21 protein-coding genes are annotated in these 24,038 nt (G+C 67.6%); 13 read left to right on the top strand and 8 right to left on the bottom strand.

Annotated features, from left to right (window positions below):
* The first annotated feature begins 30 nt into the window (after positions 1–30).
* From SPHPH_RS18830 to SPHPH_RS0103465, 3 genes are all read left to right on the top strand, one after another.
* Positions 31–903 (top strand): alpha/beta fold hydrolase, encoded by an 873-nt coding sequence (locus SPHPH_RS18830; RefSeq protein ID WP_037487998.1) that lies wholly within the window; start codon positions 31–33, stop codon positions 901–903.
* 194 nt (positions 904–1,097) lie between these two features.
* Positions 1,098–1,856, top strand: coding sequence for an SDR family oxidoreductase (locus tag SPHPH_RS0103460; protein WP_028965431.1), 759 nt, complete (start codon positions 1,098–1,100; stop codon positions 1,854–1,856).
* The gene (locus SPHPH_RS0103465; protein WP_420329285.1) at positions 1,853–2,986 is read left to right on the top strand and encodes a glycoside hydrolase family 130 protein; all 1,134 of its coding nucleotides are present in this window, start codon (positions 1,853–1,855) and stop codon (positions 2,984–2,986) included. The genes SPHPH_RS0103460 and SPHPH_RS0103465 overlap by 4 nt, the downstream gene beginning before the upstream one ends.
* 172 nt (positions 2,987–3,158) lie before the next feature.
* Here SPHPH_RS0103465 and SPHPH_RS0103470 read toward each other — a convergent pair whose 3' ends face one another.
* Positions 3,159–3,410 (bottom strand): hypothetical protein, encoded by a 252-nt coding sequence (locus SPHPH_RS0103470; RefSeq protein WP_028965433.1) that lies wholly within the window; start codon positions 3,408–3,410, stop codon positions 3,159–3,161.
* Positions 3,411–3,520: 110 nt separating this feature from the next.
* Between SPHPH_RS0103470 and SPHPH_RS0103475 the strand changes: the two genes are divergently transcribed.
* The 4 genes from SPHPH_RS0103475 (at position 3,521) to bla (ending at position 7,526) form a co-directional block, all read left to right on the top strand.
* Positions 3,521–4,639 (top strand): glycosyltransferase family 4 protein, encoded by a 1,119-nt coding sequence (locus SPHPH_RS0103475; RefSeq protein ID WP_028965434.1) that lies wholly within the window; start codon positions 3,521–3,523, stop codon positions 4,637–4,639.
* A gap of 74 nt (positions 4,640–4,713) precedes the next feature.
* Positions 4,714–6,117 carry an NAD(P)H-dependent flavin oxidoreductase gene (locus SPHPH_RS0103480; protein ID WP_028965435.1) on the top strand — a complete coding sequence of 468 codons (1,404 nt, stop codon included), beginning with the start codon at positions 4,714–4,716 and terminating at the stop codon, positions 6,115–6,117.
* Complete coding sequence (locus SPHPH_RS18835) at positions 6,117–6,560, top strand: nucleotidyltransferase family protein (protein ID WP_037488001.1); 444 nt, start codon at positions 6,117–6,119, stop codon at positions 6,558–6,560. Before SPHPH_RS0103480 ends, SPHPH_RS18835 begins: the two co-directional genes overlap by 1 nt.
* Before the next feature lie 87 nt (positions 6,561–6,647).
* On the top strand, positions 6,648–7,526 hold the full coding sequence (gene bla / locus SPHPH_RS18840) for a class A beta-lactamase (RefSeq protein WP_037488004.1): 879 nt from the start codon (positions 6,648–6,650) through the stop codon (positions 7,524–7,526).
* Positions 7,527–7,841: 315 nt separating this feature from the next.
* Here bla and SPHPH_RS18845 read toward each other — a convergent pair whose 3' ends face one another.
* On the bottom strand, positions 7,842–8,159 hold the full coding sequence (locus tag SPHPH_RS18845) for an STY0301 family protein (protein WP_037488006.1): 318 nt from the start codon (positions 8,157–8,159) through the stop codon (positions 7,842–7,844).
* Positions 8,160–8,237: 78 nt separating this feature from the next.
* Positions 8,238–8,429, bottom strand: coding sequence for a hypothetical protein (locus SPHPH_RS0103500; protein WP_028965436.1), 192 nt, complete (start codon positions 8,427–8,429; stop codon positions 8,238–8,240).
* A 185-nt stretch (positions 8,430–8,614) separates the two neighbouring features.
* Between SPHPH_RS0103500 and SPHPH_RS0103505 the strand changes: the two genes are divergently transcribed.
* Positions 8,615–8,812 carry a hypothetical protein gene (locus SPHPH_RS0103505; RefSeq protein WP_156025808.1) on the top strand — a complete coding sequence of 66 codons (198 nt, stop codon included), beginning with the start codon at positions 8,615–8,617 and terminating at the stop codon, positions 8,810–8,812.
* A gap of 82 nt (positions 8,813–8,894) precedes the next feature.
* Here SPHPH_RS0103505 and SPHPH_RS0103510 read toward each other — a convergent pair whose 3' ends face one another.
* The gene (locus SPHPH_RS0103510; protein WP_028965438.1) at positions 8,895–9,893 is read right to left on the bottom strand and encodes a 2-hydroxyacid dehydrogenase; all 999 of its coding nucleotides are present in this window, start codon (positions 9,891–9,893) and stop codon (positions 8,895–8,897) included.
* 74 nt (positions 9,894–9,967) lie between these two features.
* On the opposite strand from SPHPH_RS0103510, the gene SPHPH_RS0103515 reads away from it, so the two are divergent.
* From SPHPH_RS0103515 to SPHPH_RS0103530, 4 genes are read left to right on the top strand one after another with little or no spacing between them, the layout of a single operon-like run.
* A complete protein-coding gene (locus SPHPH_RS0103515) occupies positions 9,968–10,462 on the top strand; it encodes an SH3 domain-containing protein (protein WP_420329286.1) in 495 nt (164 codons plus the stop codon).
* A complete protein-coding gene (gene nadC, locus SPHPH_RS0103520) occupies positions 10,459–11,304 on the top strand; it encodes a carboxylating nicotinate-nucleotide diphosphorylase (RefSeq protein ID WP_028965440.1) in 846 nt (281 codons plus the stop codon). The genes SPHPH_RS0103515 and nadC overlap by 4 nt, the downstream gene beginning before the upstream one ends.
* Positions 11,301–11,804: a hypothetical protein gene (locus tag SPHPH_RS0103525; RefSeq protein ID WP_028965441.1), complete on the top strand. Its 504-nt coding sequence runs from the start codon at positions 11,301–11,303 to the stop codon at positions 11,802–11,804. The genes nadC and SPHPH_RS0103525 overlap by 4 nt, the downstream gene beginning before the upstream one ends.
* Positions 11,801–12,526: a ribonuclease T2 family protein gene (locus SPHPH_RS0103530; protein ID WP_420329287.1), complete on the top strand. Its 726-nt coding sequence runs from the start codon at positions 11,801–11,803 to the stop codon at positions 12,524–12,526. Before SPHPH_RS0103525 ends, SPHPH_RS0103530 begins: the two co-directional genes overlap by 4 nt.
* Positions 12,527–12,858: 332 nt before the next feature.
* On the opposite strand, the gene rpoC is transcribed toward SPHPH_RS0103530, so the two are convergent.
* Positions 12,859–17,157, bottom strand: a complete 4,299-nt coding sequence (gene rpoC / locus SPHPH_RS0103535) for a DNA-directed RNA polymerase subunit beta' (protein ID WP_028965443.1) — start codon at positions 17,155–17,157, stop codon at positions 12,859–12,861.
* Positions 17,158–17,298: 141 nt separating this feature from the next.
* Positions 17,299–21,477 carry a DNA-directed RNA polymerase subunit beta gene (gene rpoB, locus SPHPH_RS0103540; protein WP_028965444.1) on the bottom strand — a complete coding sequence of 1,393 codons (4,179 nt, stop codon included), beginning with the start codon at positions 21,475–21,477 and terminating at the stop codon, positions 17,299–17,301.
* A gap of 268 nt (positions 21,478–21,745) precedes the next feature.
* Between rpoB and SPHPH_RS18850 the strand changes: the two genes are divergently transcribed.
* Positions 21,746–22,627, top strand: a complete 882-nt coding sequence (locus tag SPHPH_RS18850) for an alpha/beta hydrolase (RefSeq protein WP_162143912.1) — start codon at positions 21,746–21,748, stop codon at positions 22,625–22,627.
* Positions 22,628–22,776: 149 nt separating this feature from the next.
* Here SPHPH_RS18850 and rplL read toward each other — a convergent pair whose 3' ends face one another.
* Together rplL and rplJ are read right to left on the bottom strand one after the other, a co-directional pair.
* Complete coding sequence (gene rplL, locus SPHPH_RS0103550) at positions 22,777–23,151, bottom strand: 50S ribosomal protein L7/L12 (protein WP_028965445.1); 375 nt, start codon at positions 23,149–23,151, stop codon at positions 22,777–22,779.
* A gap of 69 nt (positions 23,152–23,220) precedes the next feature.
* On the bottom strand, positions 23,221–23,736 hold the full coding sequence (gene rplJ, locus SPHPH_RS0103555) for a 50S ribosomal protein L10 (RefSeq protein WP_028965446.1): 516 nt from the start codon (positions 23,734–23,736) through the stop codon (positions 23,221–23,223).
* Positions 23,737–24,038: the final 302 nt, after the last annotated feature.

The following is a 24,038-nucleotide window of genomic DNA, read 5'->3' on the forward strand; positions in this document are numbered from 1 at the left end:
ATGGGGGGCGGTCGGCAGGGGGCGCAAGCGATGGCGGAATTTCGGGACATTTACTGGTGGTCGAGCGACGGGCTGCGGCTCCATGCGCGCGACTATCGGGGCGCCGATGACGCGCCGCCGGTGCTGTGCCTGCCGGGACTGACCCGTAACGCGCGCGACTTTGCCGATGTGGCGCGGTCGATCGCGCCCGTGCGCCGCGTGATTGCGGTCGAGTTCCGCGGGCGCGGCGAAAGCGGCTATGCCAAGGACCCGATGAGCTATGTCCCGCTGACCTATGCGCAGGACGTGGTGGCGCTGCTGGACGATCAGAAGATCGACCGCTTCGTGACGATCGGGACGTCGCTGGGCGGGATCGTGACGATGCTGCTCGCCGGGCTGGCGCCGGGACGGCTGGCGGGGGCAGTGCTCAACGACGTCGGGCCGGAGATCGAACCGGCCGGGCTCGCGCGCATCCGCGGCTATGTCGGCAAGCCGAGCACCTGGCCGACGTGGATGCACGCGGCGCGCGGGGTGCAGGAGGGCAATGCCGGTGCCTATCCCGACTGGGGGATCGAGCAATGGCTGGCGATGGCCAAGCGGCTGTACCGCGTCAATTCCGCCGGGCGGATCGTGCTCGATTACGACATGAAGATCGCCGAGCCGTTCCGCCTGCCCGGCAACGAGGCGGGGCCGGACATGTGGCGCGCGCTGGCGGCGCTGGCCGGGGTGCCGGTGCTGGTGGTGCGCGGTGCGCTGAGCGATATCCTGTCCGCGCGCACCGCCGAGCGGATGGTCGCGACGCTCCCCGACGCCACGCTGGTGACGGTGCCGGAGATCGGCCACGCGCCCATGCTCGACGAGCCGGCGGTGCAACCTGCGTTGCGGCACTGGCTGGCGCGGACCGGGAACCGCCCGGCGGACTGAGGCGCTGTCGCGGGGCTTTACGACCTTGGCCCGGAGAGCCCGCGGATGACAAAATTGTTTCCCAACTCATTCCGTCATCCCGGACTTGATCCGGGATCGCGCTTCTGCGCCGACCGAGGAGAAGCGGGGCCCCGGATCAAGTCCGGGGCGACGTTCTATAGGGCGATGGAGCAGCCCTATCATGGAGCGTCTGCATGACCGGCGTTCGGGACGCTCATACTGCCGTGTTGCCCCTCAAGGGACGCCGCGCCGCGATCACCGGCGGGACGACCGGGATCGGGCGCGCGATCGCGCGGTTGCTCGCCGCCGAGGGCGCGTCGGTGTTCATCGGCGGCACCGATCGGGCGCATCTCGACGCGGCGCTGGCGGACATCCGCAAGGTGGGAACAGGCGAGGGCGCGCTGCACGACCTGTCCGACCCCGACAATGTCGGGGCGTTCCTGTCCGCCGCCGACGCGGCGCTGGGCGGCTATGACATCGTCGTCGCCAATGCCGCGGAGGCGGCGTCGGGGCTGACCGAGATGGACGAGGCGGCGGTGCGACACGCGATCTCGCTCAACTTCACGCACTATCTGCTGCTCGCGCACCGCGCCGCCGCGACGATGGCGCCCGGCGGCGATATCGTGATGATCGGCTCGACCAGCGCCTATGTGCTCGGGCCGCATTCGACCGTCTATGCGGCGATCAAGCACGGGTTGCAGGGCTTCTCGATCGCGCTGCGCCGCGAGCTGGGCGGCAAGGACATCCGCGTCGCTTTGGTCGAGCCGGGCAAGACCGGCTCGGACATGCAGATGCCCGACGTCAGCCCCGAGGAGCAGCGCGAACAGATCGAGGCGGGGACGATGCTGCGCGCCGAGGATATCGCGGTCGGCGTTCGGTACCTGCTGACCCAGCCGCGCCGCACGGTGATCCAGCGGCTGACGATCAGCCCGCGCGTGCAGGAGGAGGAATGATGGTCGACTGGCCGCATGACGCGCTGGTGCTGACCCCGCACGACATCGATCTGTCGCGCTCGCCGCTGGCGGGGAAGATCGACGCCGAGACCTATGTGCTGGGCGCGTTCAATCCCGGCATGACGCGGCTGCCGAACGGCAATCTGTTGCTGATGGTGCGTGTCGCCGAGGCGCTGCGTCATCCGGTGCGGGAGCAGCAGGTTCATGCGATCCGCTGGCACGACGGCGGCTATGTGCTCGATGCGTGGCCGCTGTCGCTGGTCGACACGTCCGACCCGCGCAAGTTCATGATGCGCGGCGGCGGGTGGAAGGTGATGGCGCTGACGTCGCTGTCGTGGCTGTTGCCGGTCGAGCTGGATGCCGAAGGGCGCGGGGTGGTGGCGATCCACTATGATCGCGCGATCGCGCCGCGCACCGACTATCAATGCTATGGCGTCGAGGATGCGCGGATCACGCAGGTCGACGGGCGTTATTACATGACGACCTGTTCGGTCAGCCCGGAGCGGCATTCGACGACGCTCTACACCAGCGACGATGCGCTCGACTGGACGCTGGAGGGGATCGTTCTCGATCACCAGAACAAGGATATGCTGATCTTCGAGGGGAAGGTCGGCGGTAAATTCTGCGCGCAGACGCGGCCGCTCGGCGATTTGTATTTCGCCTATCCGCCTGAGTCCGAATGGCGCGCGGGGCCGTCGATCAATCTCGCGACCTCGCCCGACGCGCTGCACTGGAAGCCGTATGACAAGCCCGGCATCCGCCCGCATGCGCAGACGATGGCGACCGCACGGATGGGCGGTGGCGCGCCGCCGGTGCTGGCGGAGGTCGGCGGACGGCGGGGCTGGCTGTCGCTGTGGCATGGCGTCGAGCCGTCTGGCGTGGTCGGCATCTACCGGACCTATTGGACCTTGCTCGACCCGGACGATCCGTCGCAGGCGCTGGCGACCGATCATGCGCCGCTGCTCGAGCCGGCGCCGGAGTTGCTCAAGCCGCTGGAGAATCTGCTTTACGTGACCGACGTGGTGTTCACGACCGGGATCGCGGACGGCGGCGACCATTGGGCGGTGGCGAGCGGCGAGGCCGATCTGGCCTGCCGAATCACGCATGTGCCGAAGGATCGGATCGGGTGATCGTCGTCTGTCATCCGTCATTGCGAGCGGAGCGAAGCAATCCAGGGCGACCTGGTCCGGCCCTGGATTGCTTCGCTCCGCTCGCAATGACGGCGAACACGAAAAGGCCCGGAGCGCGCGTGCGCCCCGGGCCTTTCATCATCACGCCGGCATACCGGCGCAACGGCTCGGATCAGTTGCTGTCCGAATCGTCGTTGTCGTCGACCGCGATCACGACACCGGCGGCGACGACCGCAGCGGCGAGGACCAGACCGACGATCGCGCCCGGCGCGGCCAGCTTGCTCTTGCCGCTGGTGACGGTGGCGGCGCGTGCCGACTTCGCGACCGACAGCGAGGCCGCCGGGCTGGCAGCCGGAGCGGCGAGGGCGGGGGCGGCAGCCAGCGTGAGCGAAGCGGCAGCGGCGAACATGGAAGCGATCTTCATGGGTGCGTCTCCTGTTAGTCGCGGATAACAGGCCAACCCTTGTCCTGTTCCGTCGCGGCAGGGAAGCGGAACATGGTGCGCGGCAGCATTTGCCGTATTATGTGGCGGGTATGTCACAGTCGCTGTCCCTTCTTTACTTGTTCGACGTCTTCGATCCGCAGGGCGACGATCCGTGGAGCCGGCGGGCGGTGCAGTTGATGACTGCGTTTCGCGAGACGGCGCGGCACGTCGTCGCGGCCGACGACTATCGCAGTGCGCTGCCCGCGGGCGTGGCAGGCACGCTGGCGCAGAACCCGCCGCCGCTCGCCGGCGCGGTGTCGGTCGCGCGCTATGAGGCGATCGCGCGCGCGATGCGCGGTCACGATCTGGTACTGGGTTTCGGGGCGGGCGCGATCGACGCGGTGATGGCGCGGCGGGCGTTTCCGCGCGACACGCCACCGATCGTCCACCACGAGGACCCCGCGGAGGCGACGAGCGACGGCAGCGCGCGGCTGTATCGCCGGATCGCGCTGGGCGCAGCGGCGGGGCTGGTGGTGGGCGGACCGGCGGCGGCGGAGACAGCGGCGGCGCGCTGGAAGGTGCCGGCCGCGCGGCTGCACGTCATTTCCGACGGCATCGACCTGTCAACCTTTGCGCGGGGACCGAATGCGAAGACCGTGGCCGGCTTTCGCCGCAAGCCCGCCGAGGTGGTGATCGGCGTGCAACTGGCCGGCGCAAGTGACGACGAACTGGCGTTGCTGGTGCGCGCGGCCGCGGGGCTCGCCGCGCGGTTCCGGCTCGTTGCCGTCGGCGAGGGTGCGGGGCGCGCGGCGGTCGAGCGCGCGGCGCTGGCGATGGGGATAGACGACCGGCTGGTGCTGCCCGGCGCGTTGGCGCCGACGTCGGCGTGGCTTGGCGGGGTCGATGTGCTGTTGCTGCCGATGCGTTTGGGCGCGGCGCCCGCGATCGTCGTCGAGGCGATGGCGGCGGGGGTGCCGGTGATGGCGTTGCACGGCGGCGCGACCGAGGCTTTGCTCGCCCCGGAGAACCGTGCGTTGCTGTCGCCCTACGCCGCGGAGGTCGCGTTGCGCGATGCGCTCCAGCCGTTGGCCAGCGACGCGACGCTGCGCGCGGCCATCGGCGCGGCCAACCGCGCGCGGGCGCTGGCTTCGCACGATGCCGCAGCGATGATCGCGCGCTCTGCCGCCGTCTATTCGAACGCGATCGGGGGGGCGGCTTTGCTCGGGTGAGTCGCATTTCGGTCGCGTTGCGGCCCGATTGCTTTATATGGGGCCGCTCCATCATTGGTGAAACGGGAATTCGCGTGTTCAAGGGGCTGAAGCCGATCGTCTATGCGGGCCGCGAGGTCTGGCCGCTGGTGGAGGGGGGCAAGGGCGTTGCCGCCACCAATCACGCCTCGGCGGGTGCCTGGGCGGCGGCGGGCGGGATCGGCACGGTCTCGGCGGTCAACGCGGACAGCTACGACCCTGACGGCAAGATCATCCCGCAAATCTATCGCGCGCTGACCCGGCGCGAGCGCCACGAGGAACTGATCGCCTATGCGATCGAGGGCGCGGTGCAGCAGGTGCAGCGCGCATGGGAGATCGCGGGCGGCAAGGGCGCGATCAACATCAACGTGTTGTGGGAAATGGGCGGCGCGCCGCGCGTGCTGCACGGCGTGCTGGAGCGGACGCGCGGGCTGGTGGCGGGCGTCACCTGCGGCGCGGGGATGCCGTACAAGCTCAGCGAGATCGCGGCGTCGTACAATGTCAATTACCTGCCGATCGTCAGCTCGGGCCGCGCGTTCCGCGCGCTGTGGAAGCGCGCCTATTCGAAGGCGAGCGAGTGGCTGGCGGCGGTCGTCTATGAGGACCCGTGGCTGGCGGGCGGGCACAACGGCCTGTCGAACGCCGAGGACCCGCTGAAGCCCGAGGACCCCTATCCGCGCGTCAAGGCGCTGCGCGAGACGATGCGCGAGGGCGGCATCCCGGACACCACGCCGATCGTCATGGCGGGCGGCGTCTGGTACCTGCGCGACTGGAACGAGTGGATCGACAATCCCGAACTCGGGCAGATCGCGTTCCAGTACGGCACCCGCCCGCTGCTGACGCAGGAAAGCCCCATCCCCGAAGAGTGGAAAGCCAAGCTGACTCAGATCGAGGAAGGCGAGGTGCTGCTGCACCGTTTCTCGCCGACCGGTTTCTATTCGTCGGCGGTGCGCAATCCGTTCCTGCGCGCGCTCGAGGCGCGGTCGGAGCGGCAGATCGCCTTTTCGACGCAGGAAGCCGGCGACCATGTCTTCCAGCTCGACGTCGGGGTGAAGGGCAAGAACTTCTGGGTGACGCGCAACGACCTGCTGCGCGCGCGCGAATGGTTCGGCGCGGGCTTCACCGACGCGCTCAAGACCCCGGACAATACGCTCGTCTTCGTGACGCCGCAGGAGAAGGGCGAGATCCGCAAGGATCAGGCCGATTGCATGGGCTGCCTCAGCCAGTGCCTGTTCTCGAGCTGGGCGGATACCGAGACCAATTCGACCGGGCGGCTCGCCGATCCGCGCAGCTTCTGCATCCAGAAGACCTTGCAGGATATCGCGCATGGCGGCGATACCGATGCGAACCTGATGTTCGCGGGGCACGCCGCGTATAACTTCAAGCGCGATCCCTTCTACTCGAACGGCTTCGTGCCGAGCGTGAAGCAGCTCGTCGATCGCATCCTGACCGGCGACTGATGTTCGACGCAGCGCTGGCGCAGGTAGCGACGGCGCTGCGTGACACGCGCGATCCGTGGTGGGTGATCGGTAGCGCAGCGGTGCGGCTGCATGGCGCCGAAACGTCGGTCGCGGATATCGATGTTTTGGTCAGCGAACGCGATGCGGGGAGCGTGTTGCGCGACTGGCCGCGCGCGGTGACGATCGGGGCCGCCAGCGAGCGCTTCCGATCGCACCCGTTCGCGCGGCTGGAAGGCGCGGCGTTGCCGGTCGAGGTGATGGCCGATCTCGAACTATGCACCGATGGTGTCTGGCGTCGGGTGCTGCCGGCCACGCGGGTGGCGGTCGCGGGCGTGTTCGTGCCGGCGCGCGATGAACTGGCGGCTATCCTGCGCGCGTTCGGGCGTGACAAGGATGTGGCCCGGGCGGGATTGCTGTCGCGGTCGGACGTGCGAGCGGGGTGATATTGACGCAGCGCGAGGCAGCGGTCGCGACAGCCTGTCGCCGACGGTGCCGCTCGCGCCGCCCTTCGGCGATGCTATAGGTCCGCGATGAGCATCCACGTATCCCGACGTCAATTGCTGGTCGGCGGCGCGTTCGCGCTCGTCGGCGCCGCCCCGCGGCCGTCAGTCGAGCGGGCGCTTGCCGCGCTGGAGCGTCGCGCGGGCGGGCGGCTGGGCGTCTCAATCGTCGACACGGGCCGCGGGACGACGATCGGCTGGCGAGCGCATGAGCGCTTCACCCAGGCCAGCTCCTTCAAGCTGTCGCTGGCGGCGCTGATCCTCGCCGAAGCGGATCGCGGCCGGCTTGTCTTGACCGAACGACTCGGCTGGTCGGCCGGCGATATCCTCCCGCACAGCCCGGTCACGACCGCGAGCGCCGCGATGACCTTGCCGATCCGCGAATTGGCGCGCGCCGCCGTCGTCACCAGCGACAATACGGCCGCCAACGTCCTGCTGCGCAAGATCGGTGGACCGGCGCGGCTGACCGCCTTCTGGCGGGCGGGTGGCGACCGGGTCAGCCGGCTCGACCGCTACGAACCGGCGTTGAACGTGACCCCGCCGGGCACTACCCTCGATACGACGACCCCAGCGGCAATGGCGGCGACCGTCGCCAGATTGGTGCGTGGCCCCGTGCTGCGACCGGCGAGCCGCGCGCTGCTGACCGAGTGGATGGTCGCGGCGAACACCGGGCGGCACCGCCTGCGCGCGGGGTTCCCGGCGGACTGGTACGCGGGCGACAAGACCGGGACGGGCGGGGGCGAGCGGCGGCCGATCTTCGTCGACCTCGCCTTTGCGTGCCCGCGTGGCCGCGCACCGTTGATCGTGGCGGCCTATTTCGAGCCGGTTCGGTCGGCATCGTCGGAAAGCGCGGAGGCTGTGCTGGCGAAGGTGGGTCGGATCGCGGCGGGCAGCTTTGTGGCGGCCTGATGTATACGGGAGCGGTCGTCAGTTCGGCTCGCGGGCAGGCTTAGGGCAAAGGGATGTTCACGCGGAGGCGCGGAGGCGCAGAGAGGCTGTGCTTGCCGCACTGCAAATCCACCATCGCACGATCTGGAGTGACAGGGCGACGCGTGATTCACGCGATACATCTCCGCGTCCTGCGCCTCCGCGTGATCCAAATTGTTTTTCCGACGCCCGGCGTGGCGACGTCTGATGTCGATCGGTTCCTGTTGTTCTCTCTCCCTGTTCAGGTGAGAGGGCCAGAGCGGCGGGTGTATTGCGCTCACCGCAGGACGGTGGCGATCAGCTGCAGTGGAACGTGCGAACGCCTGCGCGCCGCGACAGGCGACATTCGCGGACCGGCCGGGTCACCGGCGCCAACACCGAGCGGTCGGCGGCATAGCCGCACCGGACATTGAGCGAGCGTCCGGCGCGATAGACGCCCTCGACCCGCCAGACCTGCACCGTCGTCCGGTTCAGCCGCCGCGTTGCATCGGGGGCCAGGACGGCATTGTCGGCGATCGGGCCATCGTAGATCTCGACGTTCTGGAGCGGCGCGCCGCGCTGCTGCGCCGGACAGGTGGCGGTCACCGCCGCCGCCATCGCCACGATCCCGATCATCGCTCCTCCCCCCAAACGAAACGGCGCGCCCCCCGACCGGGTGACGCGCCGTCATCATAGCGCGACGCAGGCGGTGCGTCAGTCCACCACGGTACCCACCACGGCGCCGCCGACGCCACCGACCGCCGCGCCCTTCTCGACATTGCCGCCGGTCGCCGCAGCGACACCCGCGCCGCCGGCCCCGCCGATCGCCGCGCCGCGCAGCGTCGAACAGGCCGAGGTCGACACCGCAGCGGCGACGAGCAAGGCGGAGAGTGCGATCTTTTTCATGTGCTTGGTTCCTGTGCTGGGGGATGCCGCGTCAATGCGGCGGCCGCTGCACGGTTCCGGGCGGACATGCTTCGTCACGTTCCGCTGCCCGATCGGCTGCGACGCAGATTGCGGCGCGGCTACGCGATCGACATGTGCTGGCAACGTCGTCGGGGCATGCCGGTGCGGCCATGATGGAGAGCCCGATGCCGCACGATCGCCACGCCGCCTACCACGCCGACCGCGCCCGCGGTGAAGCCGTACGCGCGATCAGCGCCACCAGCGCCGATGCCGCCGCGATCCATCAGGAGCTGTGCCTGCGCTATAGCGGACGCGTGATCGCCGCACTGATCCTCGGCGCGGTGGGGAGGGGCGTGGGATCGTCTCCTGCCGGGCCGGATTGATTGGCCGGGATGACGTCGACGGACGATTTATGGAACCCAAGCGATCAGGTGAAAGGCGTTCATTTTAGGTGAGCGGCTTGCGCTACGCCCAGCCCTCCAGCACCTGATCGGGCGGGCGGTGGCCGTCGGCCCACATGCGGATATTGGCGATCACCTTCTCGCCCGACGCGACGCGGCCCTCCCATGTCGCGGAGCCCATGTGCGGCGTCATCACGACGTTGGGCAGCGCGAGCAGCCGCGGATCGATCTCGGGCTCGTGCCGCCACACGTCGAGCCCGGCCCCGGCGAGCCGCCCATTTTCGAGCGCTTCGACCAGCGCATCCTCGTCGAGAATGCCGCCGCGGCTGGCGTTGATGACGAAGACGTGCGGGCGCAGCAATGCGATGCGCCGTGCGTCGATCAGCTCGCGGCTGTCGGTATTGAGCGGCGTGTGGATCGTCAGGATGTCGATCGCACCCAGCAGCTCGTCGAGGTTCGGATGCCAGACCGCGTTCAGCTCCGCCTCGACGACCTTCGGCAGCCGGTGGCGGTTGTGATAGTGGATCGAGAGCCCGAAGGCGCGCGCGCGTCGCGCGACCGCCTGGCCGATGCGGCCCATGCCGACGATCCCCAGTGCCTTGCCGCCGATCCGGTAGCCAAGCATCCCGCCCGGGCTCCATCCCTTCCATTCGCCGGCGCGGACCAGCTTCTCGCCCTCCGCCAGCCGCCGCGGCACCGAGACGATCAGCGCCATCGTCATGTCGGCGGTATCCTCGGTCAGCACGCCAGGGGTGTTGGTGACGATGATCCCGCGTGCGCGCGCTGCCTTCAGATCGATATGGTTCACGCCCGCGCCGAAATTGGCGATCAGCCGTAGCCGCGGACCCGCATCCGCGATCAGCGCGGCGTCGATCGTGTCGGTGACCGCGGGGACCAGCACGTCGCACTCGGCCATCGCCGCGGCGAGCGCATCGCGCGACAGCGGGGTGTCGTCGGCGTTGCCGGTCACGTCGAACAATTCGTCCAGCCGCCGCATCACGACATCGGGCAATGCCCGCGTCACGATCACCTTGGGATGGGCGCAGCGTCGCGTATCGGCCATGCGTCGGGATTGGCGAAGCCGCGCGCATGCGTCAACGGTTGATGCGGCAGGGTCGCCGTGGCTAGAGGGTAAATGTGAACAGGGACCTTCTCACGATCGTGGCGGGCGCGACGGCGCTGGCGCTGCTCGCCCCCATGCCCGCCGCGGCGGCCAGCGAGGCGAAGACGCCGCCGTTCGTCGGCTCGATCGCCGCATCGCGCGCGCGGATGCGCACCGGGCCGGGGCGCAACTTTCCGGCGAGCTGGATCTATGTCCGCGCCGATCTGCCGGTGCGCGTGCTGGAGGCGTTCAAGGAATGGCGCCGCGTCGAGGACCCGGACGGGACGCAAGGGTGGATGCTCAACGCGCTGCTCAGCAGCCGCCGCACCGCGATCGTGCGCGGGACCGAGCCCGCCGAGCTGCGGGATCGTCCCGGCGGGCCGACGATCGTGTGGCGGGCCCAGCCCGGGGTGGTCGGGCGCATCAGCCGCTGCGGCAACGGCTGGTGCCGGTTCGACGTGAAGGGGCAGGCGGGGTTCATCCAGACCGACCGGATCTGGGGCGTCGGGCCGACGGAGCAATTGCCATGACCTTCACCCTCGACGGCTTCGATCTCGAGGCATTCGTCGCCGTGACGCTTGCCGAGGATCTGGGGGAGGGCGGCGATGTCAGCTCCGCGGCGGTGATTCCGGCCGATGCGCGGTTCGAGGCGGTGATGGACAGCCGCGACGCGATCACCGTCTGCGGGCTGGGGATCGCGGCGGCGTTCTTCCGGCGGCTCGATCCCGGCGCGGCGATCACGATGCTGGTGCAGGACGGCGACCGCGTCGCGCCCGGGACCGCGCTGATGCGCATCACTGGCAACGCGCGCGCGCTGCTGACCGCCGAGCGGTCGGCGCTCAACACCGTCCAGCATCTGTCTGGGATCGCGACGCTGACCGCGGCCTATGTCGATGCGATCGCGGGGAGCGGCGCGACCCTGCTCGACACGCGCAAGACGATCCCGGGGCTGCGGCGGCTCGAAAAATATGCGACGCGCACCGGCGGCGCGCAGAACCATCGCATGGGGTTGTGGGACGCGGCGATGATCAAGGACAACCACGTCGCGGTGGCCGGCGGGGTCGGGCCGGCGGCGGCGCTGGCGAAGGCCGCCGGCATCGCGACGATCATCGTCGAGGTCGACCGCATTGACCAGATCGAGCCGGCCATCGCGGCGGGCGCCACCCACCTCTTGCTCGACAACATGGGGCCCGACATGCTGCGCACGGCGGTGACGATCGTTGCGGGTCGGGTGCCGACCGAGGCGTCGGGCGGGGTCACGCTGGAGACGATCGGCGCGATCGCACGCAGCGGCGTGCGCTACGTCAGCGTCGGGCGGATCACCCAGTCGGCTCCCGCCGCCGACATCGGGCTGGACTTTGCAGAGCTATGAGCGAGCGCAGGAAGAAGACGGTGGTGTCGGTGGAGAAGAAATCGCCGCTGGCGTATTTCGGTGCGGACGGCCGCCCGCCGTCGATCGTGCGGTTCGAGCGGCTGTATCTCGCGTCGTTCGCGGTATCGCTGATCGGCTGGGCGTTCAGCTGGCAGCAGACCGCCGACCGGCTGGCGATCGACCCGAAGACCGCGAACTATACGTGGCTGTTGCCCGCCGCACTGGTGCTGAGCTGTGCGATCACGCTGACGCTGTGGTATTTCATCGCGCGCCGCGCCAGCCTTGCCGCCAAATGGGTGGTGACGATCCTGACCGGGCTGGCGGCGGTGCGCTTCGCGATCAACCTGATGGTGGTGGCGGGCGGCAAGGTGCCGGTGACCGCGCTGCTGCTGTCGGCCGCGATCCTGGCGCTCAGCATCGCCGCGGCGGTGCAGCTGTTCCGCCCCGACGCACGCTTGTGGTTCGGCGAAGGGCTGGACCCGGAGGAAGAAGAAGCATGACGATGGTGACGAAGCGGGTGATGCTGCTGGGCGCGCTGGCGGCCATCGCCGTGCCCGGCGTCGCGACGGCGCAGGCGCTGTCGTGCGCGATCCCGGCCGATCTGCCGCGCCCGCGCCCCGATCTGCCCTCGGCGAGCCAGCCGGCGCGGCGGCTGCCGATCGGCAGCTACACGCTGGCGATCAGCTGGAGCCCCGAATATTGCCGGACCAGCGGCGACCGGCCGAACGCGCGCTTCCAGTGCGGGGGCAGCAATCGCTTCGGATTCGTGCTGCACGGGCTGTGGCCGGACGGCGTCGGCAAGGACTGGCCGCAATATTGCCGCGCGACGCCGATCCTGTCGCGGCAGGTGATCCGCCGCCACGTCTGCGCCACGCCGTCGCCGCAGTTGATGCAGCACGAATGGTCGAAGCACGGGACGTGCATGGCCGGCTATACGCCCGAGCGCTATTTTACCAAGTCCAACGCGATGTTCCACGCGCTGCGCTTCCCCGACATGGCGCGGCTGGCGCAGGCGCCGCTGACTGCCGGGCGGCTGGCGGAAGCGATCGCCGCGGCCAATCCGGGGCTGCGCGCCGACATGATGCGCGTGACCGGCACGAAGGGCGGTGCGCTCGACGAAGTGTGGCTGTGTACCGACAAGCGCTTCCGCTACGCGCGCTGCCCGGCGCATCAGGGCGGGCTCGACCCGGCGGCGCGGATCACGATCACGCCGCCGCGGTGAGGTGAGCCGGCGGGTTTCCGTCGTTGCGAGCGTAGCGAAGCAATCCAGCGCCGGATCAGGACGCCCTGGGTTGCTTCGCTACGCCCGCAATGACGGTTGGAACTCGGCCTAGTCGTCATTCCCGCGGAGGCGGGAATCCAGAAGCCCTGACGTAGCGACTTTTACGAGGACCTGCGCGTCTGGATTCCCGCCTTCGCGGGAATGACGGAACGGGACGTGCCGGTCGTACCGCCGCGACGACCTACATCAAACCAAACCGCACGAACAAAAAGCCGCCGCCCGGCATCCCGGACGGCGGCTCTTTCACGTCAGGCCGGCGCCTGAGGCGAGGATCACTCCTCGTTCAGATACTCGCCCGCGTCGGCATCGGTGCCGGTGCCCGAGGGAACGACCTCGGCGAGCGGATCACTGCCGGTACCGACGTCCTCGCGCGGGCTGCGCTTTTCTTCCGCGGCGCGGGTCTGCGCGGCGGTGCCGGCCGAACCCGCAGCCACCATCGCCTCCTGCAACTTGCGCTGCTGGACGCGCAGTGCCGCATCGCGCGACGAGGCCGCCACGCGCAGACGGTTCATGCCCGCACCGGTGCCCGCTGGGATCAGGCGACCGACGATCACATTTTCCTTGAGGCCCATCAGCGTGTCCTGCTTGCCCTGGACCGCCGCCTCGGTGAGCACGCGGGTGGTTTCCTGGAACGACGCCGCCGAGATGAAGCTGCGGGTCTGCAGCGACGCCTTGGTGATGCCGAGCAGGATCGGCTTGCCCGCTGCGCGCGCCTGACCGTCCTCCAACTTCTCGTTGATCGCGTCCATTTCCTCGCGATCGACCTGCTCGCCGACCAGCAGCGTCGTGTCGCCGGCTTCGATGATCTCGACCTTCTGCAGCATCTGACGAACGATCGTCTCGATGTGCTTGTCGTTGATCTTCACGCCCTGCAGTCGATAGACTTCCTGGATTTCGCTGACGAGATACTCGGCCAGCGGCTCGATCCCCATCGTCTCCAGAATGTCGTGCGGGTTCGGCGAACCGCCGATCAGGTTGTCGCCACGCTTGACGTAGTCGCCTTCCTGAACGTCGATCACCTTCGACTTCGGCACCAGATACTCGACGACGTCGCCGCCGTCCTCGGGCTGGATACCGATCTTGCGCTTCGCCTTATAGTCCTTGCCGAACACTACCCGGCCGGAGATCTTGGCGATGATCGCCGCCTCCTTGGGGATGCGCGCCTCGAACAATTCGGCGACGCGCGGCAGACCGCCGGTGATGTCGCGGGTCTTGGCGCTTTCGCGCGCGACACGCGCCAGCACGTCGCCGGCATGGACCGTTGCATTGTCCTCGACCGACAGCACCGCGCCCGGCGCCAGCAGGTAGCGGGCGGCCTCGCCCGACCCTTCGTCGAGCAGGGTCATGCGCGGACGCAGATCCTCCTTCGACTTGGTGGTCGCACGATATTCGATCACCACGCGCTGCGCGATACCGGTCGCTTCGTCGACCTGCTCGGTGAGCGTCTTGCCCTCGATCAGATCCTGGAACTTCACGGTACCGCCGGTTTCGGTGATCACCGGCATGGTGAACGGATCCCATTCGGCCATCCGGTCGCCCTTGCTGATGATGTGGCCATCATCGAACATGACGTACGCACCGTACGGGATCTTGTGCACCGCCAGCTCACGGCCGTCCATGTCGACGATCGCGATCTCGCCCGAACGGCTGAGCACGACGCGACGGCCACGCTGGTCCTCGATCAGGCGCAGGTCGCGGAACTCGACCGTGCCGTCGACCGGCGATTCGAGGTTCGACTGCTCGTTGAGCTGCGCCGCGCCGCCGATGTGGAAGGTCCGCATCGTCAGCTGCGTGCCCGGCTCGCCGATCGACTGCGCCGCGATCACGCCGACCGCCTCGCCGATGTTGACCGGCGTACCGCGGGCGAGGTCACGCCCGTAGCACTTGCCGCACACGCCGACCTTGCTTTCGCAGACCAGTGGCGAGCGGATCTTCATCGCCGGGATGCTCAGCGCCTCGATCTGCGCGACCATCGGCTCGTCGAGCAGCGTGCCGACCGGGATGACGACCTTGCCCGTCTTGGCATCCACGACGTCCTCGGCCGTGGTCCGGCCCAGGATCCGCTCGCCCAGCGACGCGATCGTCGAGCCGCCCTGCACGATCGCCTTCATCTCCAGCGCACGCTCGGTACCGCAATCCTCCTCGATGATGACGCAATCCTGCGACACGTCGACAAGACGGCGGGTCAGATAGCCCGAGTTGGCGGTCTTCAGCGCCGTGTCCGCCAGGCCCTTACGCGCGCCGTGGGTGGAGTTGAAGTATTCGAGGACGGTCAGACCTTCCTTGAAGTTCGAGATGATCGGCGTCTCGATGATCTCGCCCGACGGCTTGGCCATCAGCCCGCGCATACCGGCAAGCTGCTTGATCTGCGCGGGGCTACCACGCGCACCCGAGTGGGCCATCATGTAGATCGAGTTGATGTCGCGCTCGCGGCCGACCATCGGGCCGTCCTCGTAGTGGCGCACCGCCTTGATCTCGTTCATCATCGAGTTCGCGACCTGATCGCCGCACCGGCTCCAGGCGTCGATGACCTTGTTGTACTTCTCCTGCTGCGTGATCAGGCCGTCCTGATACTGCTGCTCGAAGTCCTTCACGAGATCGCGGGTCTCGTCGACCAGCTTGTCCTTGTCCGGCGCGATCAGCATGTCGTCCTTGCCGAACGAGATGCCCGCACGGAACGCGTGACGGAAGCCAAGCGCCATGATCGCGTCGGCGAACAGCACGGTCTCCTTCTGGCCGGTGTGACGATAGACCTCGTCGATGACCTCACCGACGTCCTTCTTGGTCAGGACGCGGTTGACGACGTCGAACGGCACCTTGTGGCTCTTGGGCAGGCACTCGCCCAGCAACATGCGACCCGGCGTGGTCTCATAGCGCTTCAGGTACTGGTTGCCCTGCTCGTCGGTCTGCGGAACGCGGCTGACGATCTTGGTGTGGAGCGTCACCGCACCCGCGAACAGCGCCTGGTGCACCTCGGCCATGTCGCCCAGCAACATGCCTTCGCCCGGCTCGTTCTGCTTTTCGAGCGAGAGGTAATAGAGACCCAGCACCATGTCCTGCGACGGCACGATGATCGGCTTGCCGTTCGCGGGGCTCAGGATGTTGTTGGTCGACATCATCAGGACGCGCGCTTCCAGCTGCGCTTCGAGCGACAGCGGGACGTGCACGGCCATCTGGTCACCGTCGAAGTCGGCGTTGAACGCCGAGCAGACCAGCGGGTGAAGCTGGATCGCCTTGCCCTCGATCAGCACCGGCTCGAACGCCTGAATGCCGAGGCGGTGGAGCGTCGGCGCGCGGTTCAGCAGCACCGGATGCTCGCGGATCACCTCGTCGAGGATGTCCCAGACTTCCTTGCGCTCCTTCTCGACCCACTTCTTCGCCTGCTTCAGCGTCATGCTGAGGCCCTTGGCGTCGAGGCGCGCGTAGATGAACGGCTTGAACAACTCGAGCGCCATCTTCTTCGGCAGGCCGCATTGATGCAGCTTCAGCTCCGGCCCGGTCACGATGACCGAACGGCCCGAATAGTCGACGCGCTTGCCGAGCAGGTTCTGACGGAAGCGGCCCTGCTTGCCCTTCAGCATGTCGGACAGCGACTTCAGCGGACGCTTGTTGGCGCCCGTGATCGTGCGACCGCGGCGGCCGTTGTCGAACAGTGCGTCGACCGCTTCCTGCAACATGCGCTTTTCGTTGCGGACGATGATGTCCGGCGCACGCAGCTCCATCAGGCGCTTCAGGCGGTTGTTGCGGTTGATGACGCGGCGATACAGGTCGTTGAGATCCGACGTCGCGAAACGACCGCCGTCCAGCGGCACCAGCGGGCGCAGCTCGGGCGGGATGACCGGCACGACCTCGAGGATCATCCACTCCGGACGGTTGCCGGATTCGAGGAAGCTCTCGACGACCTTCAGGCGCTTGATGATCTTCTTGGGCTTCAACTCCGACTTGGTCGTCGCCAGCTCTTCCAGAAGCTGCACCTTCTCGCCCTCGAGATCGAGGCTTTCGAGCATGATGCGGACCGCTTCGGCGCCGATCCCGGCCGAGAAGGCGTCCTCGCCGTACTCGTCCTGCGCCTCGAGCAGCTCATCCTCGGTGAGCAGCTGATACTTCTCCAGCGGGGTCAGGCCCGGCTCGATGACGATATACGCCTCGAAGTACAGCACGCGCTCGAGCTGCTTGAGCTGCATGTCGAGCAGCAGGCCGATGCGGCTCGGCAGCGACTTCAGGAACCAGATGTGCGCGACCGGCGCGGCCAGCTCGATATGGCCCATCCGCTCGCGGCGGACCTTCGACACCGTGACCTCGACACCGCACTTCTCGCAGACGATGCCCTTGTACTTCATGCGCTTGTACTTGCCGCACAGGCATTCGTAGTCCTTGATCGGACCGAAGATGCGCGCGCAGAACAGGCCGTCACGCTCGGGCTTGAACGTGCGATAGTTGATCGTCTCGGGCTTCTTGATCTCGCCGAACGACCACGAGCGGATTTTGTCCGGCGACGCGATCCCGATCTGGATCTGGTCGAAGGTTTCCGGCTTCGCGAGCGGATTGGCGAAATTGGTCAGTTCGTTCATCTTGATGAACCTCTTTCAATTCGTAGCCCTCTCCCCGCCGGGGAGAGGGTTGGGTGAGGGGCTGCCAAAGGCGGTGGTCTCGATGAGACCCCGACCCCTCACCCCGGCCCTCTCCCCGGTGGGGAGAGGGGGGAGGCAGGCTTACTCGGCCGCGATGGCGATGCCGTCGTCGTCCTTGGCCTCTTCCATCGACTTGAGGTCGACGTTGAGACCCAGCGAGCGCATTTCCTTGACGAGCACGTTGAAGCTCTCCGGGATGCCGGCCTCGAACGTGTCGTCGCCCTTGACGATCGCCTCGTAGACCTTGGTGCGGCCGACCACGTCGTCGGACTTCACCGTCAGCATTTCCTGGAGCGTGTACGCCGCGCCATAGGCCTGGAGCGCCCAGACTTCCATTTCGCCGAAGCGCTGGCCACCGAACTGCGCCTTACCGCCCAGCGGCTGCTGGGTGACAAGCGAGTACGGCCCGATCGACCGGGCGTGGATCTTGTCGTCCACAAGGTGGTGCAGCTTGAGCATGTAGATGATGCCCACCGTCACCTTGCGGTCGAACTTGTCGCCGGTGCGCCCGTCGAACAGGTCCGACTGACCCGAGGTATCGAGCCCGGCCAGCTCCAGCATGTCCGACACGTCCTTTTCGACCGCGCCGTCGAACACCGGGGTGCCCATCGGGACGCCGGGCGTCAGGTTCTGCGCCAGCTCGATGATCTCGCCCGCATCACGCGAGTCGATGTCGTCAAGATAGTGCTCGCCATAGACGGTGCGGAGCCGATCCTTGACCGCGTCGGGCATCTCGCCCGCCTTGGCGTCCGGGTTGGCTTCGCGCCAGTCTTCCAGCGCATGCTTGATCTGCTGACCAAGCCCACGCGCCGCCCAGCCAAGGTGCGTCTCGAAAATCTGCCCGACGTTCATGCGCGACGGCACGCCCAGCGGGTTGAGCACGAGATCGACCGGCGTCCCGTCGGCGAGGAACGGCATGTCCTCGGCCGGCAGGATGCGGCTGATGACGCCCTTGTTGCCGTGACGGCCGGCCATCTTGTCGCCCGGCTGCAGCTTGCGCTTCACCGCGACGAACACCTTGACCATCTTCAGCACGCCCGGCGGCAGCTCGTCGCCGCGCTCCAGCTTCTCGCGGCGATCCTCGAACTTGTCGCGGATGCGCTTGGCCGCCTCGTCATACTGGCCCTTCACGGCCTCGAGGTTCGACTGGACCGCATCGTCGGCCACCGCGAACTTCCACCATTCGTGACGTTCGACGCTGTCCAGCACGTCCATGTCGATGGTCACGCCCTTCTTGACGCCCTTCGGCGCCGCGGTCGCGACCTGACCCAGCAGCATCTCGCGCAGACGCGACCAGGTTGCGCGGTTGAGGATCGTGCGTTCGTCGTCCGAGTCCTTCTTCAGGCGCTCGATCTCTTCGCGCTCGATCGCCATCGCGCGCTCGTCCTTGTCGATGCCGTGGCGATTGAAGACGCGCACGTCGACGATCGTTCCGGCAACGCCCGGCGGCAGACGCAGCGACGTATCGCGCACGTCCGACGCCTTTTCACCGAAGATCGCACGGAGCAGCTTCTCTTCCGGCGTCATCGGGCTTTCGCCCTTCGGCGTGATCTTGCCGACCAGGATGTCGCCCGGCTCCACTTCGGCGCCGACATAGACGATGCCCGCTTCGTCGAGGTTGCGCAGCGCTTCCTCGCCGACGTTCGGGATGTCGCGGGTGATGTCCTCCGGCCCAAGCTTCGTATCGCGGGCCATCACCTCGAACTCGTCGATGTGGATCGACGTGAACACGTCGTCCTTCACGATCCGCTCGCTGATGAGGATCGAGTCCTCGTAGTTGTAGCCGTTCCAGGGCATGAACGCGACGAGCGCGTTGCGGCCCAGTGCCAGCTCGCCGAACTCGGTCGACGGGCCGTCGGCGATCACGTCACCGGCGTTGACCACGTCGCCCACCTTCACCAGCGGACGCTGGTTGATGCAGGTCGACTGGTTCGAGCGCTGGAACTTCATCAGCGTGTAGATGTCGACGCCCGACTTGGCCGAGTCGACCTCGCCGGTCGCCCGCACCACGATACGCGCCGCGTCGACCTGGTCGACGATGCCCGCGCGCTTGGCCGAGATCGCCGCGCCCGAATCGCGCGCCACGGTCTCTTCCATGCCGGTGCCGACGAACGGCGCCTCGGCGCGCACCAACGGCACGGCCTGACGCTGCATGTTCGAGCCCATCAGTGCGCGGTTGGCGTCGTCGTTCTCGAGGAACGGGATCAGCGACGCCGCGACCGACACGAGCTGCTTTGGCGACACGTCCATCAGCGTCACCGTTTCCGGCAGCGCCATCAGGAATTCGCCCGCCTGCCGTGCGGAGACCAGCTCCTCGGCGAACGAACCGTCCTCGTTCAGCTCCGCCGATGCCTGCGCGACGGTGTGCTTCTGCTCTTCCATCGCCGACAGATAGACGACCTCGTTGGTCACCTTGCCGTCGACGATCTTGCGGTACGGCGTCTCGATGAAGCCGTACTTGTTGACGCGCGCGAAGGTCGACAGCGAGTTGATCAGACCGATGTTCGGGCCTTCCGGCGTCTCGATCGGGCAGATACGGCCGTAGTGGGTCGGGTGAACGTCGCGGACCTCGAAGCCCGCACGCTCACGCGTCAGGCCGCCCGGCCCGAGCGCCGAGACGCGACGCTTGTGCGTCACTTCGGACAGCGGGTTGGTCTGGTCCATGAACTGCGACAACTGCGACGAACCGAAGAACTCGCGCACCGCGGCCACCGCGGGCTTCGCGTTGATCAGGTCGTTCGGCATCACCGTCGAGACATCGACCGACGACATGCGCTCCTTCACGGCGCGCTCCATGCGGAGCAGGCCGACGCGATATTGGTTCTCCAGCAGCTCGCCGACCGAACGCACGCGGCGGTTGCCGAGATTGTCGATATCGTCGATCTCGCCCTTGCCGTCCTTGAGGTCGACCAGCGTCTTGACCACCGCGAGGATGTCCTCGGTGCGCAGCGTCGTCACCGTGTCCTCGGCGTCGAGGTCGAGGCGCATGTTCAGCTTGACACGGCCCACCGCCGACAGGTCGTAGCGGTCCGGATCGAAGAACAGGCCGGCGAACAGCGATTCCGCGGTCTCCAGCGTCGGCGGCTCGCCGGGGCGCATCACGCGGTAGATGTCCGACAGCGCCTGCTCACGCTCCTCGGCCTTATCGGCCTTGAGCGTGTTGCGGATCCACGGACCCGTCGCGACATGGTCGATGTCGAGCAACTCGATGCGGTCGATGCCCGCCTTGTCGAGCTTCTCCAAGTTCTCCGGCCCGATCTCGTCGCCGGCCTCGACGTATATCTCGCCGGTCGCCTCGTTGATGAGGTCATAGGCGCTGTAGCGGCCGTAGATTTCCTCGGTCGGGATCAGCAGCGTCTCGAGGCCGTCCTTGCCCGCCTTGTTGGCGGCGCGCGGCGTGATCTTGGTGCCGGCGGCGAAGATCACCTCGCCCGACTTGGCGTCGACGATGTCGAAGGTCGGCTTCACGCCGCGCCAGTTCTCGGCCTGGAACGGAATCTGCCAGCCGCCGTCGCCGCGCACGAAGGTTAGGCGGTTGTAGAAGTGGTTGAGGATCTCCTCGCCGTTCATCCCCAGCGCATACAGCAGCGCGGTGACCGGCAGCTTGCGCTTACGGTCGATACGGACGTTGACGATATCCTTGGCGTCGAACTCGAAATCGAGCCACGAGCCGCGATACGGGATCACGCGTGCCGCGAAGAGGTACTTGCCCGACGCATGGGTCTTGCCGCGATCGTGATCGAACAGCACGCCCGGCGAGCGGTGCATCTGGCTGACGATGACGCGCTCGGTACCGTTGATGAAGAAGGTGCCGTTCTCGGTCATGAGCGGCATGTCGCCCATGTAGACGTCCTGCTCCTTGATATCGAGCACCGAGCGGGTTTCCGTATCCGGATCAACCTCGAACACGATCAGGCGCAGCGTGACGCGCATCGGCGCCGCATAGGTGATGCCGCGCTGACGGCATTCCTCGACGTCGAACTTCGGCGGCTCCAGCTCGTAGTTGACGAAGTCCAGCTCGGCGGTGCCGGCGAAGTCGCGGATCGGGAACACGCTGCGCAGCGTCTTCTCGAGCCCGGAGACGTAGCCGATCGACGCGTCGGACCGCAGGAACTGCTCATAGCTCTCGCGCTGGACTTCGATCAGGTTCGGCATCTGCACCACTTCGTGGATATTGCCGAATACCTTGCGGATGCGACGCTTGCGCGTCCCCGCCTTTTCGGTCCGCGCGGAGCCCGCGTCGATCGGATTGGTCGCCATAAAAGCTTGTGCCTCGTCAGCCGTCAAAATGCAGGCGCAGGGTGGAACGAAGAAAAGCCGATCGCAAAGATGCGTCGGCTTTCAGCGTCCTGAACCGCGGCTTCCCAATCCGATCGACACGCTGCGCAAGGCGCGCCGTTTCCCGGAAGCTGTGGTGATGGAGCGGATATAGGGGCGGGGCGGGGGCGTGTCAAACGGACGGGCTCGACAGATGTCGATCGATCGGCGAAGCTCCGCGCGTCATGAACGGGAGGGGGCGATCGTGGTGATGACAAGAGCAAGGGCGACCGCGTTGGCGATGCTGCTGGTGGCCAGTCCGCTGGCGGCGCAGATGCCGCCGGGGATGGCGGAACTCCGGGCCGAGCAGGCGAAGATGCCTGCCCCGGACGCGGTGGTCCGATATGGCGGCGACGATCTGCGGTCGGGCGAGATCCGGTTGCCGAAAGGCAAAGGGCGGTTCCCCATCGCGATGCTGATCCACGGCGGCTGCTGGAGCCAGGAATATGACACCGTCAAGGGCATGACGCCGCTGGCCGAGGCGCTGCGCCAGCGCGGTTTCGCGGTGTGGAATGTCGAATACCGGCGGCTCGGCAATCCGGGTGGCGGCTGGCCGGGCACGTTCCAGGATATTGCGGCGGCGATGGATTATCTGCCGACGCTGGCGAAGACCTATCCGCTCGACCTGAAGCGGCTGACGATCGTCGGCCATTCGGCGGGTGCGCATCTGGCGGCGTGGGCGGGGAGCAGGACCAGATTGCCCGCACCCTGGACCGCTCCGAAGGCCGTCCGTCCGGTATCGGTGGTGGTGATCGACGGGCCGACCACGCTGGCGCCGTTCGTCGGGGCGGATGCGGAGGTGTGCGGCAAGCCGGTGATCGTGCCGCTGATGGGGGGCACTCCCGCGGAGAAGCCGGCCGAATACCGGATCGCCAGCCCCGCCGATCATCTTCCGCTGGGTGAGCGGCAGGTGATCGTGCTCGGATCGCTTACGCCGTACATCAAGCCCTATGTCGCCGCGGCGCGGGCTGCCGGCGATCCGGTCGACGCGCTGGAGCCGGCCGGCGCCAATCACTTCGACATCATCACGCCCTCCACGCCGAACGGGAAGGCGGTGGCGGACTTCGTGGCCGCGAAGGCGCTCGCGAAATAGCGCACGAAAAAGGGGCGGCACCCGCGTGGGTGTCGCCCCTTTTCTGCTGGCGGCCGCGTCATGGCGCTGAACCAGATGACGTCGAACGAGCGGGCTTGGGCCGCTCGTCGGCCGGCCTCGTGTGAGGGGCTCGCCCCTCACACTTCGGCTTACTTCAGCTCGACGGTCGCGCCGGCTTCTTCCAGCTGCTTCTTGACCTTCTCGGCCTCGTCCTTGCTCACGCCTTCCTTGACGGGCTTCGGCGCGCCTTCGACGAGTGCCTTGGCTTCGGTCAGGCCCAGGCCGGTGATGGCGCGGACTTCCTTGATGACGTTGATCTTCTTGCCACCGTCGCCGGTCAGGATCACGTCGAACTCGGTCTTCTCTTCAGCGGCCGGAGCAGCAGCGCCGCCGCCAGCAGCCGGAGCCGCAACCGCCGCAGCGGCCGAAACGCCCCACTTCTCTTCGAGCAGCTTCGACAGCTCGGCTGCTTCCAGGACGGTCAGTTCGCTCAGCTGGTCAACCAGCGCGTTCAGGTCTGCCATGATCTTACTTCCTAATCTAAACGGGGACAGGGCCCCGAAATCCAAACATCAACCGGAGGCGGCCTGAAATCAGGCTGCTTCCTTCTCCGAATAAGCTGCCAGCACGCGCGCGATCTGCGCGGCCGGGGCCTGGGTGATGGTCGCCAGCTTCGTGGCAGGCGCCACGATGAGGCCGACGATCTTCGCACGCAGCTCGTCCAGCGACGGCAGCGTGGCCAGTGCCTGCACGCCCGCCACGTCGAGCGGGGTCGCGCCCATCGCACCGCCGACGATCTCGAACTTGTCGGTCGTCTTGGCGAACTCGGCGGCAACCTTGGCGGCCGCGACCGGATCGGTCGAGGTCGCTAGGCCGACCGGACCGGTCAGCATGTCGCTGATCGAACCGTAATCGGTGCCGTCGAGGGCGATTCTGGCAAGCTTGTTCTTCGAGACCTTGTAGGTCGCGCCGGCGTCCCGCATCCGGTTGCGCAAGTCGGTCGACTGCGCCACCGTCATCCCCAGGTTGCGGGTGACGACCACCACGGCAACCTCGGAGAAGGTACGGTTGAGCTCGGCGACGGCCGCGGTCTTCTGACTACGATCCATGCCATTCTCCACATTGGGAAGGGACGTGCCGAAACACGAAGCCCTTCCGGGTACGAACCACCGGCCGCGCGGATGCGCAATCGGCGGCATAGTCCAGCGATGGGGAAAATGACCGGGCGACCGGCCGCACGATCATCGTGGCGGCGCGGGGAGCGTCGATCCTGTCCCCGTCTCGGCGGGGAATTAAGGCCCGAGGGGCCACCCGCTGTCTCGGACGGTGTGCCATGCCCGCGAGCGGACCGGCGACGCGGCGGCCTATAGCGGATCGTGAGCGACGGTCAAGCGCGATCAATGTGTCACGA

The sequence above is a fragment of the Sphingomonas phyllosphaerae FA2 genome (assembly GCF_000427645.1).
Taxonomy (GTDB): domain Bacteria; phylum Pseudomonadota; class Alphaproteobacteria; order Sphingomonadales; family Sphingomonadaceae; genus Sphingomonas; species Sphingomonas phyllosphaerae.